Source organism: Mitsuaria sp. 7, assembly GCF_001653795.1.
Lineage (GTDB): Bacteria > Pseudomonadota > Gammaproteobacteria > Burkholderiales > Burkholderiaceae_C > Roseateles.
The window spans coordinates 5489374-5504374 of record NZ_CP011514.1 but is presented as its reverse complement, the minus strand read 5'-3'; the positions used below and the strand labels follow the sequence as shown (position 1 = coordinate 5504374).

13 protein-coding genes are annotated in these 15001 nt (G+C 67.6%); 5 read left to right on the top strand and 8 right to left on the bottom strand.

From position 1 onward, the window contains the following. The first annotated feature begins 12 nt into the window (after positions 1-12). The gene (locus ABE85_RS24180) at positions 13-1767 is read left to right on the top strand and encodes a hypothetical protein (RefSeq protein ID WP_082938906.1); all 1755 of its coding nucleotides are present in this window, start codon (positions 13-15) and stop codon (positions 1765-1767) included. A gap of 7 nt (positions 1768-1774) precedes the next feature. On the opposite strand, the gene ABE85_RS24175 is transcribed toward ABE85_RS24180, so the two are convergent. The 3 genes from ABE85_RS24175 to ABE85_RS24165 form a co-directional block, all read right to left on the bottom strand. Next, complete coding sequence (locus ABE85_RS24175) at positions 1775-2677, bottom strand: hypothetical protein (RefSeq protein WP_082938905.1); 903 nt, start codon at positions 2675-2677, stop codon at positions 1775-1777. A gap of 142 nt (positions 2678-2819) precedes the next feature. Further along, positions 2820-5012 (bottom strand): phosphocholine-specific phospholipase C, encoded by a 2193-nt coding sequence (locus tag ABE85_RS24170; protein ID WP_067280867.1) that lies wholly within the window; start codon positions 5010-5012, stop codon positions 2820-2822. A gap of 10 nt (positions 5013-5022) precedes the next feature. Next, positions 5023-5655 carry a PEP-CTERM sorting domain-containing protein gene (locus ABE85_RS24165; protein WP_067280863.1) on the bottom strand — a complete coding sequence of 211 codons (633 nt, stop codon included), beginning with the start codon at positions 5653-5655 and terminating at the stop codon, positions 5023-5025. Between the two features lie 390 nt (positions 5656-6045). Between ABE85_RS24165 and ABE85_RS24160 the strand changes: the two genes are divergently transcribed. Together ABE85_RS24160 and ABE85_RS24155 are read left to right on the top strand one after the other, a co-directional pair. After that, the gene (locus tag ABE85_RS24160) at positions 6046-6498 is read left to right on the top strand and encodes a hypothetical protein (protein ID WP_067280860.1); all 453 of its coding nucleotides are present in this window, start codon (positions 6046-6048) and stop codon (positions 6496-6498) included. A 23-nt stretch (positions 6499-6521) separates the two neighbouring features. Continuing rightward, complete coding sequence (locus tag ABE85_RS24155) at positions 6522-6962, top strand: hypothetical protein (protein ID WP_067280856.1); 441 nt, start codon at positions 6522-6524, stop codon at positions 6960-6962. A gap of 20 nt (positions 6963-6982) precedes the next feature. Here the strand turns inward: ABE85_RS24155 and ABE85_RS24150 are convergent, their stop codons facing one another. Next, positions 6983-7432: a nuclear transport factor 2 family protein gene (locus tag ABE85_RS24150; RefSeq protein WP_067280853.1), complete on the bottom strand. Its 450-nt coding sequence runs from the start codon at positions 7430-7432 to the stop codon at positions 6983-6985. 106 nt (positions 7433-7538) lie between these two features. Then, positions 7539-7892, bottom strand: coding sequence for a hypothetical protein (locus tag ABE85_RS24145; protein WP_067280849.1), 354 nt, complete (start codon positions 7890-7892; stop codon positions 7539-7541). Between the two features lie 234 nt (positions 7893-8126). On the opposite strand from ABE85_RS24145, the gene ABE85_RS24140 reads away from it, so the two are divergent. Together ABE85_RS24140 and ABE85_RS24135 are read left to right on the top strand one after the other, a co-directional pair. Continuing rightward, positions 8127-8591: a hypothetical protein gene (locus ABE85_RS24140; protein ID WP_157522860.1), complete on the top strand. Its 465-nt coding sequence runs from the start codon at positions 8127-8129 to the stop codon at positions 8589-8591. Positions 8592-8624: 33 nt separating this feature from the next. Next, entirely contained in the window at positions 8625-9056 is a 432-nt protein-coding gene (locus ABE85_RS24135; protein WP_067280843.1) for a hypothetical protein, read from the top strand. A 33-nt stretch (positions 9057-9089) separates the two neighbouring features. Here ABE85_RS24135 and ABE85_RS24130 read toward each other — a convergent pair whose 3' ends face one another. From ABE85_RS24130 to ABE85_RS24120, 3 genes are all read right to left on the bottom strand, one after another. Further along, positions 9090-11123 carry an acetoacetate--CoA ligase gene (locus ABE85_RS24130; RefSeq protein WP_067280839.1) on the bottom strand — a complete coding sequence of 678 codons (2034 nt, stop codon included), beginning with the start codon at positions 11121-11123 and terminating at the stop codon, positions 9090-9092. A gap of 146 nt (positions 11124-11269) precedes the next feature. Continuing rightward, positions 11270-13105 (bottom strand): ABC transporter substrate-binding protein, encoded by a 1836-nt coding sequence (locus ABE85_RS24125; RefSeq protein WP_067280837.1) that lies wholly within the window; start codon positions 13103-13105, stop codon positions 11270-11272. Between the two features lie 11 nt (positions 13106-13116). Then, positions 13117-14985, bottom strand: coding sequence for an ABC transporter substrate-binding protein (locus ABE85_RS24120; RefSeq protein WP_067280834.1), 1869 nt, complete (start codon positions 14983-14985; stop codon positions 13117-13119). Positions 14986-15001 lie beyond the last annotated feature (16 nt).

Below are 15001 nucleotides of genomic sequence, written 5' to 3'. Positions count from 1 at the left end.
GGGAGCGCGGCGATGGAAGCATGGCACGAGGACTGGCACCGCGACTGCGCCACGGTGGGGCTGGACGCGCCCAGCAGCGATCTGGGCGAGATCAAGCGCGCCTATGCGAAGACGCTGCGCAAGACCCGGCCCGACGACGACGCACTGGCCTACCAGGCGTTGCGCGAGGCTTATGACCGGCTCGTGGCGCACGCGCGCCGGCAGGAACGGATCGCGGCGCAGGCCGTCGAGGAAGCGCCCGCCGAATGGCCCGCCGCGGCGCCCTTCCCGCCCGAGTCCTCGCCCGCCCCCGCTCCCACGCCCGCACCTGCACCTGCACCTGCACCTGCACCTGCACCTGCACCTGCACCTGCACCCGCAACTGCTACTGCGCCCGCGCCGCCCCCTCCACCCGCACAGCCCGTCTTCCCGGCTCCGTCCGAGGGACCGTCCCCGGAGGCGCTGTGCCACGAGCTCGTCGACTTGCTCAAGCTCGGCCCGGCGAAACTGGAAGCCGCGTTGCCGGCGTTTCGCCGCCAGCTCGGCGAACTCTCGCTGGATCGGCAGTTCGAAGCCTCGGCGCGATTCGCCGACCTCGTGGTGCAGCTCGAGGAGCACCTGCCCTCGCATCTGATCGATCTGCTGCGCGAGCACTTCGACTGGTCACGCGACTTCCGCACCGAGCGGATGCTCGGCGAAGAGCGCATGGCCGCGCTCGCGGCGGTGCTGGCGCGCCATCCGCCGCCGATCACCGATCCGGCCACGCTCGAAGAGTTCGGGCCGACGATCCGCATCGCCCGGCTCTCCAACTCCGGGAACGAGCGGAACAGGTTCAAGGCCCTCATCGGCGCCATGCTCATGGGGCACGCGCTGCTGCTGCATCTGCAATGGGCGGGCTGGCAACGGCTGCGCCGGCTGGGTCTCGACGAAGCCGAGCTGGACGCCGTCCAGAAGCTGGGCGTGAAGACGCGCCACGCGGTGCTGCCGTTGATCGGCGTGCTGGCCGGCGTGCTCAGCGGCGTGCTGGCGGGCAGCGTGGAAGAGGGCTTCGGCCAAGCCTTCTCCGCCCTGTCCTCGGTGGCCATCTTCTGCGTGATCATGGGGTACGTCGGCCGGGCGCTCGACTTCCTGCGCTGGGTCAAGCCCGACGGGCCGGCCGAGACGCCCAAGTCGGGAGGCTGGGACCGCGCGTCACCCTGGGTGGGCTCCGCGAGCTTCGCCCTCGCCGGCCTGGCGCTGCAGCTCTTGCCGGTGTACGGCGACGTGGCGGTGCTGAGCCTGGTGTTCCTGCCGGTCGGTCTGCTGCTCGGCCTGAAGGGACCGCCCGCGATGATCACGACCGCAGTGGCGCTGTGGGGCCTCACCGTGTGGGCGGTGCCGACGATGATGCCCGTGGTCGCGGGACTGCTGGCCGCGTGGATCTCCGCCGGCGTCTCGGTCTACCGCCTGCGCCTGTACGTGCCCAACCCGACCTTCCGCGTGCAGCCCGCGCGGCCGGCGGGCGGATGGAAGGCCATCGCACTGCTCCTGACCGTCGGACTGCCGACGCTGATGGCCTGGCTGTCCAGCCTCTGCGGCATGCGGCTGACGCTGGGCGCCGTCACGCTCGCTTTCACCGCGGGGAGCGCGGTGGGCGACATCGGTCTCCTGCCGCGCGCCGCGATCATGGCCGGCACGTTCTACCTGACGCTGGGTCTGTGGCTCGCGGCGCAGCGCGCGGGCTGGTACCTGGCGCGCCGGCTGTTCCGGGACGGGCAGGCGACGTCCGCCGCGGACGGCGGACGCTGACCGCCGGTCACTGCACCGGCACCCAGCCCGACGGCGACCAGCGCAGCAGCACGTCCGTCAGCGGGTTGGGCGACTTGCCCATCAGCTCGCGCACCTGGGCTCGCAGCGCGTCCAGCGTCGCCGCGTCGTCGTCGCTGACGTAGAGCACCGTGTCGTTGGCCGGCGCGGCGACGACCAGCTTGCCCTTCTGCGCGTCGGCCAGCGGCTTCCAGTCGTCGATGAAGATCAGCCGGCTCGGCTGCGGCACCGGGCCGTCGAGCTTGCCGACCTCGCCCGCGGGCACCGGCTTGGCGTGCTGCAGCACCTGCGGCATCGCGTCGTAGGTGTTCTTGCGCGCGGTCTCGCGCACCTGGTCGACGGAGAGGTTCAGCGTCTTGTAGTCCTTCTCGCTGATCAGCCGCGACGCGCGCATCGTGTCGAAGACCGGCACCGTCACCAGCGGACCGATGAAGGGCCGCGGGCGGAAGGTCGCGGCATCGCCGCCGACTTCGCGCTGCGCCTGCTGCACCGATTCGGCGGTGCGCACGGCCAGTCGCAGCGACTCGCGCGTCGCGGGGATGGTCGAGGCGCGGAACTGCTGCGTCGTCGTCTTCACGAACACGCCCACGTCGTCGGCGCAGTTGCCGCGGTTGGTCTGGCAACCGGCGTAGAGCTTGTCGAGCTTCGTGCGCTGGTCCGCGACGCCGAGCGTCAAGGGCTCGCGGACGACGACGGTGGCGTCGCCCAGTTGCTGACGGAGCTGCGAGGCGACGTATTCGGTGAAGCCGATCGCATCCTGCGGCACGGCGCCGGCTTGCGCCTGCGCGCCGGTCGCGGTCGCGCCGAATGCGGCAGCCGCCGCGAGCGCGGCCAGGGTGGATCGGAGAACGGAACGCGGTTGTCGTTGTAGACGAAGACGCATGACGGACATGAGGACCTCCGTGATTTCATGGGGAGGTCCGGGTTGGGCAAGCATCGCTCCCGGTGGATGCATTGCCACGGCTGCTGGCCCTCACCCCACCCTCTCCCGCAAGCGGGAGAGGGAGTGAGAGTGCACCGAGCTCAGCGGGTCTTCACGCGCCCTGCACGCGGTACTGATCCGCCTTCGCCACGCCTTCCATCGCCGGATCGCTGACCGACGGCGCGCCGGTCTCGATGTGCCCGGCGAAGCGGCGCAGGAAGTCGGCCTGTCCGTTCACGCGCACCGACACGTCATACCAGTGCGCCGCGACGGCGACGGGGACGCGCACTTCGCTGCTGCTGCGCGCCGGCACGTTCACCGTGCGCGGCGTCGTGCCCTGGTACTTGTTGTGCGCGACGGTGAAGGTCGCCGCCACCGGACCCGTGTTCACCAGCGTCAGCACCAGCTCGCCGGTGGCCGGCGCGGACTTCGCGACGACATCCGGATTGGGCTGGCCCGCCGCCGCGGCGCGACGCGCATTGCCGGCGAGGTGACGGTGGAAGCCGTTGGGCCCGAGCACCCACAGGTCATACGCGCCCGCGCTCTGCGGCGAGAAGCTGCCGGTGAGCTGCTTGCCCGCTTCGACCGTGTAGCGGCGCGGCACCTCGCTGAGACGCGTGCGGTCGTAGACATGGAACACAGCCGCGGCGCTGCCCGTGTTCTGGAACGTGACCGCGATCGACGTCGCGTTCGGACCCGCCCCGGGCGTCAGCGCGCTGGTGGCCTGCAGGTCATACGGCAGCGCACGCGCCGGACGCACACCCGCGTTCTGCGACGGCAGCTGCAGCGCGCCGGGGATGGGCGGCGTCGTCGTGCCTGGCAGCGCGCGCGCCTTGTTGGCGAGCGCGACGGTGGCGGGCAGCTTCGAGAAGAACTCGCTGTCTTCCGGATCGGCGAAGTTGAAGCACGAGGTCAGGTCGCCCGCCACCGCACGGCGCCACGCGCCGATGTTGGTTTCCTTCACGCCGAAACGCGCTTCGATGAAGCGCAGCACCGAGGTGTGGTCCGAGGTCTGCGAGTTCACCCAGCCGCCCTTGCTCCACGGCGACACGATGTACAGCGGCACGCGCGGTCCCATGCCGTACGGACGGTGCAGATAGGTGGGCGACGCGCCGTTGAGGATCTCGCAGTACTCGCCCGTCGTGTCGACCGTCGACGCGCCGGCGATCACGGCCTGCGCCGGGTTCGCGTTCCAGGTCACGTACGACGGCGCGGCCGGGGGCGGCACGTGGTCGAAGAAGCCGTCGTTCTCGTCGAAGTTGATGAACAGGACGGTCTTGGCCCACACGTCGGGATTCGAGGTGAGCGCGTCCAGTACCTTCGCCGTGTAGTCGGCGCCCTGTGCGGGGCTGGACGGGCCGGGATGCTCCGACCCTTCCGCCGTCGCGACGATCCACGACACCTGCGGCAGGCGGTTGTTGATCACGTCGTCGCGCAGCAGGTCGAGGTCGCGCGTCGAGATGCCGCGGTCCTTCAGCACCTGCGAGAAGCCCGGCCGGTTGTACCAGCCGTCGCGGAACACCTTGAACCCGGCCAGCGAGTTGTCGGTGAAGTTGTCGTCCATGTTCTGGTAGACCTGCCAGCTGATGCCGGCCGACTGCAGCCGCTCGGGATAGGTCGTCCAGGTGTAGTCGTCGAGCGGGTTCGGGTTGAACCAGTCGTGGCTGTTGTCGGTGGACGGGCCGTTGCCCAGGCGCAGCGGATCGTTGGTACCGGTCCAGATGAACAGGCGGTTGGTGTTGGTGCCGGTCTGCGTGGCGCAGTGGTACGCGTCGCACAGCGTGAACGCGTTGGCCAGGGCGAACTGGAAGGGCAGCTCCTGCTCCTTGAAGTGGCCCATCGAATGGTTCTGCTTGGCCTTGGGCCAGTTGTTCATGCGGCCGTTGTCCCAGGCGGCCTGCGCGTCGGTCCACGAGTGCGGCGTGCCGCTGACGCGCATGAAGGCGAAGTTCTGCGCGGTGTTCAGGTGGAAGGGCGCGATCGCGCCGGGCGCGGCGTTGTTGACCGTGGGCTGGACCCAGACCGAGCGGCCCTTCACGTTGGCCGAGTCGGCCACCGGCGCCGGGAACGGATCGCCGAAACCGCGCACGCCGTTCAGCGTGCCGAAGTAGTGGTCGAAGGAGCGGTTCTCCTGGGTCAGGACGACGATGTGCTCGACGTCCTGGATGGTGCCGGTGCGCACGGCCGCCTTGATGGACAGCGCGCGGGCGATCGCCGGCGGGAAGCTGGTCATCGCGGCGGTGGCACCGGCGGCGCCGGCGACGGCGCGGAGGAACTGGCGGCGGGGCGTTTGCTGCTGCGTCATGGCGGGCTCCTCAGGCGGTGGTGGTGTCGGTGGCGGTGGTGTTGGCGTTCACGTGTCCCGCGGCCTTGCGGCGGCGGATCACCAGCGCGGCGACGGCGAGGCCGCCCAGCGCGAGCGCGCCCGAGGCCGGTTCCGGCACGGCGGCGAAGGTCAGGTCGTCCATGACGAAGAAGGCCGGATCGTTGCTGCGGAACACGAGCCGGTCGACGAGGCCGGCGTAGCCGCTGCCCAGGAACGCGGGGCTGTCGCTCAGGGTGAGCAGCGAGGTCGACGCGACGAGCGAGCCGGCGAAGTACAGGTCGATGCCGACGTTGACGCCGTCGAAGCCGGCGAACCAGGCGCCCTGGAAGGTGCTCGGCGTGAGGAAGCCGATGGCGCTGGTGGCGCTGCTGCCGTCGAAGCCGAGCGTGGCGCGGCGGTCGCCGGAATGCGGCGTGTACGGGGCCTGCTCGCCGCCGTACTGGAACCAGGAACTGGCGGACCAGTCGAGGCCGGCGTAGTTCGCGGGGACGAGGCCGTCGTCGCCCAGGTCATCGAAGGTGACGACGGTGGCGGACGCGAACGGCGCGGCGACGGCCAGCACCAGCGGCAGGCAGGCGCGGGTGACGAGCGTGGACAGTGAGCGGGCGAAGGGCTTGCGCATGGGAGCTCCAGGGAGGTCGGGCGGACGGGAAGCGCCGCGGCCGCGCGTCGATCTGCCCGAGGGGTCAGGTCTTGACGCGGCGGTCACGGTGGGACGGGGCGGATGTTCAGAGGGCGGGGTGACAGACCGGTGAACGGTCGGTGTCAGCGACGGGCCCGGAACTTGCCCACGGGGCCGTCGTCCCTGGAAGCGGGGGCGCGTCGCGGGAGCGACGCGAAGGCGTCATGTAACGCTGAAGCGCAATGGCTTTGATCAGTATCGGCAGAGGGAATGACCTCCCTCAATCAGTTCCCCCATCGATACCGCAGTTTGGAGGAGAGACGCGGCGTCACCGCCTGTCGACACTGCATGCCTTCGGGTCGTTTTGACCCGTCTTGATGGAAGAACGCCATGCCCGTAGATATTCGAAAGACTTGCGATGAGTCCTCCACTGACCATGACGCCGTCGAAGAGCTGATGGCGGCGCTACGTCATCCGCATGCCGTCTTCGGAAGCGCCGCTGACCCTGACGTCTTTGCCCGGTGCGAGATGGCCGATTGGGACGCAATCGGCGCTGCATTGAAGAACGCGCTCGACCAATACGACGTCTCTGCAACCGATGTTCTCGCCATGTTGCGGCTGGCGGGCGAGTTCATGCGTCATCACGAGATCCGTCTCGATGGATATCCCTGGGTGTGCACACAGCGGGATGAAGAGGGATTCTGGGTCTGCTACCGGATCCACACGTCGCTCGGCTATCGGCATCTCGTCACGTGGGAGGACCGATTCGATGATCTCCTGGACTCTCGTGGCATCGACCTCGAGGGGTTCCGTCTGCAGTTCGCCAGCGCTGGACCGCGCTGAACGAGCACTTCAACGGGGGTCTCATGGCCATCAACAGCGACGATCTCTTCGAGCTTGCCCGGCACTTGGCCACTTGCGCCGATGAAGCGTCACAGCGGGCCTCTATCAGCCGCGCGTACTACGCCTCCTACCATCAATGCATTGAATGGGAGAAGCAACTTCCCAGGACGAGCGGGATCAATGACATCGACAGGAACGCACTTGGCGTTCATGCCTCCTTGATCCGCAGGCTCCGAAATCCCGACCGGCGATGCAGCCCGAAGCAGATCAGCCTGTCCATCTCGATCGGAAAGCGCCTGGACCAATTGCGGAAACGCCGAGGTCGTGCCGACTACGACATCAAGCTCTTCATTCCGCACCAGCTCGTGGAAGCTCAGTTGGCCTTGGCCAAGACGCTCCTCGATGACTGCCACGCCATGTGTCCTTCGCGGGGGAAGGTGACCCGGCGAAAGCATCGTCGCTGACGCCGTGTGGTCAAGCTGCGCTAGGCATCGCGCTTGATCACGCCCTTCATGTCCTCGCCGGCCAAGGGCGTGGACGTGTGCTCATGGACGATCTTCCAGACGCCGTCCAGGCGCAGCAACGTCCAGCTGATGCGGTTGTCCATCGTGAACTTCGTTTCGCCATGGACCACGAGTTCATAACGAACGAAGGCGTGCAGGGCAGCCATGTCGCCGCTGGCGTGCACGTGGGGATCGTCGAAGACCACGCGGTTCGCGCCCTCGCCCGCCATCTTGAACCAGCGCTCGACCGCACCGCGCCATTGCGCTTCGCCATCGTAGGACCATTGGTCCCAGCAGTCATAGATCTGCGCATCCGGCGCGTACAGCGCCAGCAGCGCGTCCACATCCTTGGCCGCAGCGGCGGCCTGGTACGCCCCCAGCAGCGCCAGCACCTGCTGGCCTACGGCCGTGTCATTCGCTCGTGTCGTCATGCATCTCTCCCGGTGGAAGGTTGAAGGCGAAGGGCAAACGTCCCTCCTCCCTTGCGACGATCGAAGCCCGCCCGTTTCGACACGTCCCAGGATCACCCACCAGGCGTCATTGCATGAACGGGAGCGCACCGATCGTGGAGATCACCATGGATAACAGCATCAAGCCCAGGAAGGTCACGATCGGCCGCACACGTTCGCCTTCTGGCCGGCTGCAGTACAGGTAGATCGGCACCACCAGCAAGGTGGCGGCCAGGATGCCGCCACCCATCAGCGTGCCGCCGAAGAAGCGCCGCTGGATGGAGTCGCGCCGGTACCAGGCATAGACCACCACCATGGAGGCGAAGGTCAACGGGATCTCGATCATCCCCAGCCGGACGTGATGGAGCCCGCTGTACCCCGACACACAGCCGCTGAGCAGCGACAGCAAGGCCAGGGCGATCAAGGTGCGTTTCAGGGTCACGGCGTATCAGTGTCGAAGTCGGAGGAGATCGACTGTAGCGGCCACCGCAGGTGGGTCACAGCCGGCCTCGGGAGAAGCGTCCTGCCAATAGCCGCAATCAGTATGAACGGGGGGACTGACCTCCCTGAATCAGTTCCCCCATCAAGTCCGCACTTTGGAGGAAAGACACGAAACCTTCGCTTGCCGAAACTGCGTGCAGTCGGGTGATGAAACCCGAGGTTACGGAGTACGAAGATGGCAATGGATCTGGTCCCGCAAGGTTTCCAACACACTGCGAAATGCAGGCCCCTCTGCACGATACAGAGGCTGGTTGACGCGTTGCGACACCCGCCGTCTATATTCGGCAAGGCTTCTCCGTCAGGCCTCGAAGCGGACCACGAGGAGCGGGACTGGAACCAGGCGACACAGGACATTCAAAGCATCCTCGACGTCCGTCAGGTGTCGCCGGGGGAGGTTCTTTCCAAGCTCACTGCCGCCGCCCGTTTCGTTCAACTGCACGAGTTGCGCCTGTGCGGGAACCCCTGGCTCCATGTCATGCGTTTCAAAAACGTCGCGTCGATTTCCTACCTGATTCACCTCGATCTGGATCAGGAGGATGCCAATACATGGAATGAGCGCTTCCACTCGATGTTGGCCAGTCAGGATCTGCTCGATCTGCCGCTCCACATCAATCTCAGGGAGCGGGGGCCACACCGCTGACTCCCGGAACCGTCCAGTGGAGCAAGTCCCACCATGCCGATCAACAGCAAAGAGCTACTGCAACTTGCCCGTGAGCTAGCGGAGAGCCCGACGGAGGTCAAACGCAGGGCAGCCATCAGCCGCGCCTACTACGCCGCCTACCACCGGTGTTTTGACTGGGAGCAGAAGCTTCCGCTCGCCGGCGAAGATCAAGGCCTGCGCGGCAGCCACGAAGCCTTGATAGCCCGCCTCCGGCATCCTCACGAAAGGTGTGACGAGACCGCCGCAGAATGCTCTCGACACATCGGCGAGCGCCTGGACATTCAGCGAGAGCATCGGGTCTTGGCAGACTACAAAGTGAAGCGGATGCTGCCAAGCCGAATGTTGTCAGAGCAACTGAGGCTAGCGGCCGAAGTGATCGAGCGATGTGATCGCCATGATCGCGGCGAAGGATTCGTCGTCGCCTCGAACCGCACGGAGTCGTGACCGGTCGTCACATGCGCCATCGAACTTCGCTGGTCACGTTCGCCCTTCTGCAAACCGCTGATACCAGGCCACCGCATCCGCATTCGCCATCGCATCGCGCTTCATGACCTGTTCTGCCGCTGCGCCGAGCAGCAGCTTCTTAATCGGCAGCTCCATCTTCTTGCCAGACAGCGTGCGCGGGATCGCTTCGACCTGATGGATCTCGTCTGGCACATGCCGCGCCGACAGCGCCTTCTTGATCGAGGTCTTCAAGCGCAGTTGCAGCGCCTCGTCCAACGGCAGGCCGTCGCGGAGCTGCACGAACAACAGCAGGCAGCTTGGCCGGCCAAGGTACTCCAGGTCCACGACCAGGCTGTCCAGCACCTCCGGATGCGTCTCCACAGCGCGGTACAGCTCCGATGTGCCCATCCGGATCCCGTGGCGGTTGATCGTCGCGTCCGAGCGACCGTAGATGATCCCGCCGCCCGAGTGCGTGACGCGCAGCCAGTCGCCATGGCGCCAGATGCCTTCGCCATTCGGCCCGCGGTACATGTCGAAATAGCTCGACAGGTAGCGTTCGTGGTCCTGGTCGCCCCAGAAGTACAGCGGCATCGACGGCATCGGCCGCGTGCAGACGAGCTCGCCGACCTCGTCGATCAGCGCTCTTCCCTGCCCGTCCACGTCCACCTCCGAAAACGCATGCACCGCCGCGCCCAGGCTGCGCACCTGCATCTGACCGCGCACCAGCGGCTCGGTGACCAGGCCCGTCAGGAACGCACCGGCGAAGTCCGTGCCACCGCTGATGATGCAGATCCAGATCGGCTGGCCGTCGGGCTTGGGGCAGTTCGCCCAGATCCAGTCATAGCTCTCGTCCGCCAGCGGACTGCCCGTGCTGCCGATCGCGCGCAGGCGGCTCAGGTCGCCGTGCTTCAGCGGCTCGACGCCGGCCTTCAGGCAGCTCGCGTAAAACGCGGCACCGGCGCCGAAGAAGGTCGCACCCGACAGCGCCACGAAGCGCCACAGCGTGCTCCAGTCCGGCGCGTCCTTGGGTCCTGCGGGACTGCCGTCGAACAGGCAGATCGTCGTGCCGCCCATCAGCGCGCCGACCTGGCAGTTCCACATGATCCAGCCCGTCGAGCTGTACCAGTGGAAGCGGTCGCCCGTCTCCGCGCTTGCGCCGATGTTGTTGTGGATGGAGCCTTTGAGCATCTCCAGCAGCACGCCGCCGTGACCGTGCACGATGGGCTTCGGCAGGCCCGTCGTGCCGCTTGAATAGACGATCCACAAAGGATGGTCGAAGGGCACCGCCTCCGGCGCGTGCGAGCGCGGGTTGGCGATCAGCGTGTCCCAGCGGTGGGCACCGCGTTTCGTCGCGGCGGATGTCGCCAGCGGCGAGGGATCCACCGCGGGATCCAGATTGCCGATCACCACCACGTCCGTCACCGTCGGCAACTCGTCGAGCAGTGGGCCGAGCATGGCCATCCGGTCGATGTCCTGCCCCGCGTAACGCACGCCGTCGGCGGCGATGAGCAGCTTGGGTTCGATCTGGCGGAAGCGGTCCAGCACCGCCACCGGCCCCATGTCCGGCGAGCACACCGACCACACCGCGCCCAGGCTCGCCACGGCGAGGAAGGCCACCGCCGTCGCCGGCACGTTGGGCAGGTAGGCGGCGACGCGATCGCCGCGTCGCACGCCGAGGTCATGCATCGAGGCGGCGAGGGCGCCGACTTGGCGTTGCAGCTCGGACCATCGCATCTCGCCGAGTTCACCGCGCGCGAGCATCACCTCGTTCGCATGCACGATCGCGGGATGGCCCGCTGCCTCGGCGGCATCGACATGCCGCAACGCCTGCGCCGCGACGTTCAAGGTCGCGCCTTTGAACCAGACGCCGCCGGGCATGCGCTCCTCGCAGAGCGCCGCCTCGAACGGCGTGTCCGAGCGCAGGTCGAAGTGGTCCCAGATGCTGCGCCAGAACGCGTCCAGCTCCGTCACCGACCAGCCCCACAGCGACGCGTAGTCGTCGAAGACCAGGCCCCGCTGCTCGTGCAGGAAACGGCGGTAGTGATCGATCTGCGGCGTCGGGGGCATGCGGGACTCCTTGTCGAGTCCTGACGGTAGCCCAGTTCCCTCACGCTCGCCGTCACGCGCGTGACCGGCGCGGTCTTCCGCACTGCGACGGCCGCTGGCCCTCACCCCCACCCTCTCCCGCAAGCGGGAGAGGGAGCAAGAGGCACTCAGCGCTTCGGCAGCTTGTCCGTCTCGATGTCGACGTACGGCCAGAAGATCTGGTTGAAGAACGGCCGCCGGTAGCCGACCAGCCACGGTTGCGCGATGTCCGTGACGATGCGGTGCACGCGGAACTTCTGCGGCATGTAGGCCGTCAGCAGCTTCTGCGCCTCGCGCAGCAGTTCGGCGCGTTCCGGACCGTCGGGCAGCACCATCATGCGGCGATAGATCTCGTCGTAGCGCTCCATCTTGAAGCGCCCCAGGTTCTGCCCGCCCGCCGCCGGTCCGTACAGCAGCTCCAGCCCCAGCTGCGCATCCGGTGTCGAGCTGTTGAAACCCAGCTGCCAGATCATCAGCTGCCCCGCGCGCGCCGATTTCAGGTTCTCCGGCCACTGCGCCATGCGGATCTTCATCTGCACGCCCAGCTTGTCCATGTCGCGCTTCCACAGCTCGTCATAGGGCTTGGAGCGGGAGTCCGGCGTCGACGCCACCTCCAGCACCAGCGGGCTGCCGTCGGGCTTGTCGCGCCAGCCGTCGCCGTCCTTGTCGACATAGCCGTAGGTGTCGAGCAACGCCTTCGCGCGCGCCAGGTCGAAGTCGCTGTTCTCGCTCTTGAACTCGTCCTGGTAGCCCCAGGTCGCCGGCGCGACCACCGACTGCGCGGGCACCGCCTGATGGCGGCGCGTGGTGGCGATCTCGGTCGGCACATCGGTCGCCAGCCCGATCGCGCGGCGCAGCGCGACCTTGTCCGGCGTGTAGCCACCGACCGTCGCGTCCTCCATGTTGAAGTAGTACATCGTGCGGTCGCTCGCCAGCACGCGGTACAGCTTCATCCCCTGGCTGTCGAGGTTGGGCGCGAGCTTGCCGTGCGGGATCGCGATGTCCGCGTACTCCTCGGGCAGCAGGAACAGCAGGTCGAACTCGCGGTTCAGGTAGGACAGCCAGCGCGGCTGACCCGCCTCGATGATGCTGACCTCCACGGCGTCCACCATCGGCAGCTTGCGGCCCTTGAAGCGCGCCAGCATCTGCTCGCCCTCGGTGTCGCCGGGGTTGGGCTGCGCGTCGTAGAAGACGTCGCGGTAGTTGGGGTTCTTCACCAGCCGGATCAGCGACCCGCGCCGCCAGCGCTCCAGCATGAACGGCCCCGTGCCGACCGGATGCTCCATCGTCTTGCCCGCGTAGGCCTCGATGACCTCGCGCGCCACCGCGCCGTAGGTGTCGCCGCCCGCGAGGTTGTAGATGAAGCGCGGCCGCGGCTCCGCCAGCTTGAACTGCAGCGTGTAGCGGTCCAGCGCGCGCACGCCCTCCACGGGCTTGTCGTAGTCGAAGGGCTTCTTCGTCTTCAGCGCCGCGACGCGCAGCTCCTCCAGGCCGAGGATGCCCTCCTGCTTGAAGCTCGAGTACAGCGGCCCCTTCGTCGCCGGGTCGTAGAAGCGCTTGAGGCTGTAGACGTAGTCCTCGGCCGTCAGTTCTCGCCGCTTGCCCTTGAACGCCGGATCGTCCGCGAAGTAGGTGCCCGGACGGATCCTGATCGTCCAGGTGCGGAAGTCCTCGGAAACCTGCGGCATCTCCGCCGCCGTGTTGGGCTTGAGCTTGAACGGCCGCGCGAGGTAGTCGTAGTTGTAGAGCGACTCGAAGATGTGGGCCGTGACGATGCGCGAGTAGAGGTCGCTCAACTGCGCCGGATCGAAGCCGGTCTCCGCGACGAGGAAGGCGTAGCGCAGCACCTTCTCGGGCTGCGCGGCGGCGGGCTCCGGGACCTTCGCGGTCCGAGGCGGCGGCGCCGCGACGGTGACCGCGCTGACGACCAGCGCGGCAAGGGAAGCGAGGAGGCGGACGCGCATCGGTGTCGGACCTAGTGCTTGAACTTCGCGGCGGCGTCGGGATCGATGTCCACGTATTCCCACCAGTTCAGCCAGAACTGCGGACGGCGATAGCCGCTCAGCTGCGGCTGCGCGATGTCCGTGATGAAGCGGTGCCCGCGGTACTTGTAGGGCATGTAGGCGGCCGCGTAGCGCTTGGTCTCGTCGAAGATCTTCAGGCGCTCCGGCCCGTCGGGCAGGTGCGAGGCTTCGTCGTAGAGCTTGTCGACGGCCGGCAGCCTGAAGCGCGCGTAGTTCTGCGCGCCGATCTGCCCGCTGTACATGCGCGCCAGCGAGTCCTGCCCGTCGGGCTTGGACGCCGAGGTCGCCAGCGACCAGATCTGGTACTTGCCCGCCCGCAGCGACTTGAGGTTCTCGGGCCACTTCGCCGGCTTGAAGACGATGCGCAGCCCCACCGCGTTGAGGTTCTTCTGAACGATCTCGTCGATCTGGCGCTGGAACTGCTCCGGCGTGGTCAGGCTCTCCAGCACCAGCGGGCTGCCGTCGGGCTTGTCGCGCCAGCCATCGCCGTCCTTGTCGACGTAGCCGTAGAGATCCAGCAGCGCCTTCGCGCGCGCCGGATCGTAGGTGCTCATGTCGCTCTTGAAGGCCGCGTCATAGCCCGTCGTGCCCGGCATGTAGAGCGACTGGGCCTGCACGGCCTGGCCGCGCCGCACCAGGCTCAGTTCGCGCTGCACGTCCATCGCCAGCGACACCGCGCGGCGCAGCGCGATCCTGTCCGGCGTGTAGCCGCCGACCACCGGGTCTTCCATGTTGAACACGGTGAACAGCACGTCCGACGCCACCGTCCGGTACGCGTGCTTGCCCTGCTTCTCGAGGTTGGGCGCGATCTTCCCGTTGGGCATGGCCTGGGTGATGAAGTCCTCCGGCGTGCGCTCGATGAGGTCGTACTCGCCGTTCAGGAAGGACAGCCAGCGCGGCTGGTTCTCCTCGATGACGCCGATCTCGACGCGATCGATCATGGGCAGGCGCCGGCCCTTGAAGCGCGCCTTCAAGGCCTGGCCTTCGGCGTCGTCGGGCGCGGGATCCACTTCCTGGTCGTAGAAGCGCTCGCGGTAGACGGGGTTGCGCTCCAGCACCATCAGCGAGCTGCGCCGCCAGTGCTTCAGCACGAACGGTCCCGTGCCCACCGGATGCGCCATCGAGTCGCCGGGATAGGCCTCGATCACCTCGCGCGCGACGGCGCCGTACAGGTCGCCCTGCGCGAAGACCTCCATCAGGCGCGGCCGCGTCGCGTTCGACTTGAACTGCAGCGTGTAGCGGTCCAGCGCGCGCAGGCCCTCGATGGGCCTGTCGTAGTCGAAGTGCCTGCCGGACTTGCGGACCTGCTCGTGGTACTCGTTGAGGCCGATCAGCTGGAGTTCCTCGACCTCGCTCCACGCCGGCGACGCCACCGCCGGATCGGCGAAACGCTTGATCGAGTAGACGTAGTCCTCGGCGGTCAGCTCGCGCGGCTTGCCCTTGAACGCCGGGTCGTCGGCGAAGCGGATGCCCGGACGCAGCTTCACCGTCCAGACCTTGTAGTCGTCGGAGGTCTCCGGCATCGCCGCCGCGGTCAACGGCTTCATGCGCGCGGGTCGTGCGAGCTGGTCGTAGGTGTAGAGCCCCTCGAACATGTGGGGCGTGATCGTGCGCGAGTAGATGTCGGAGATCTTCGCGGGATCGAAGCCGGTCTCCGCCACGCGGAAGGCGTAGCGGAGCACCTTGGGCGCCGGGGCGGAGGCCGGCGCGCTCGCCCCCTCCGCCGCATGTCCGGCGTTCAGGCCGGCCAGCGCCAGCGCGGATGCGAGGAGCGCCCCGCGCAGGATCGAAGGGAAACGTCGAGCGCGGATCGTCGTCATGGGCGGCAGTGGATCG

Excerpts from the sequence above, each read along its gene's own strand:
- ABE85_RS24170 (WP_067280867.1), bottom strand. The coding sequence starts at position 5,012 with ATGACGCAGCAGCAAACGCCCCGCCGCCAGTTCCTCCGCGCCGTCGCC.
- ABE85_RS24165 (WP_067280863.1), bottom strand. The coding sequence starts at position 5,655 with ATGCGCAAGCCCTTCGCCCGCTCACTGTCCACGCTCGTCACCCGCGCC.
- ABE85_RS24120 (WP_067280834.1), bottom strand. The coding sequence starts at position 14,985 with ATGACGACGATCCGCGCTCGACGTTTCCCTTCGATCCTGCGCGGGGCG.
- ABE85_RS24160 (WP_067280860.1), top strand. The coding sequence starts at position 6,046 with ATGCCCGTAGATATTCGAAAGACTTGCGATGAGTCCTCCACTGACCAT.
- ABE85_RS24155 (WP_067280856.1), top strand. The coding sequence starts at position 6,522 with ATGGCCATCAACAGCGACGATCTCTTCGAGCTTGCCCGGCACTTGGCC.
- ABE85_RS24130 (WP_067280839.1), bottom strand. The coding sequence starts at position 11,123 with ATGCCCCCGACGCCGCAGATCGATCACTACCGCCGTTTCCTGCACGAG.
- ABE85_RS24180 (WP_082938906.1), top strand. The coding sequence starts at position 13 with ATGGAAGCATGGCACGAGGACTGGCACCGCGACTGCGCCACGGTGGGG.
- ABE85_RS24175 (WP_082938905.1), bottom strand. The coding sequence starts at position 2,677 with ATGTCCGTCATGCGTCTTCGTCTACAACGACAACCGCGTTCCGTTCTC.
- ABE85_RS24125 (WP_067280837.1), bottom strand. The coding sequence starts at position 13,105 with ATGCGCGTCCGCCTCCTCGCTTCCCTTGCCGCGCTGGTCGTCAGCGCG.
- ABE85_RS24150 (WP_067280853.1), bottom strand. The coding sequence starts at position 7,432 with ATGACGACACGAGCGAATGACACGGCCGTAGGCCAGCAGGTGCTGGCG.
- ABE85_RS24135 (WP_067280843.1), top strand. The coding sequence starts at position 8,625 with ATGCCGATCAACAGCAAAGAGCTACTGCAACTTGCCCGTGAGCTAGCG.
- ABE85_RS24140 (WP_157522860.1), top strand. The coding sequence starts at position 8,127 with ATGGCAATGGATCTGGTCCCGCAAGGTTTCCAACACACTGCGAAATGC.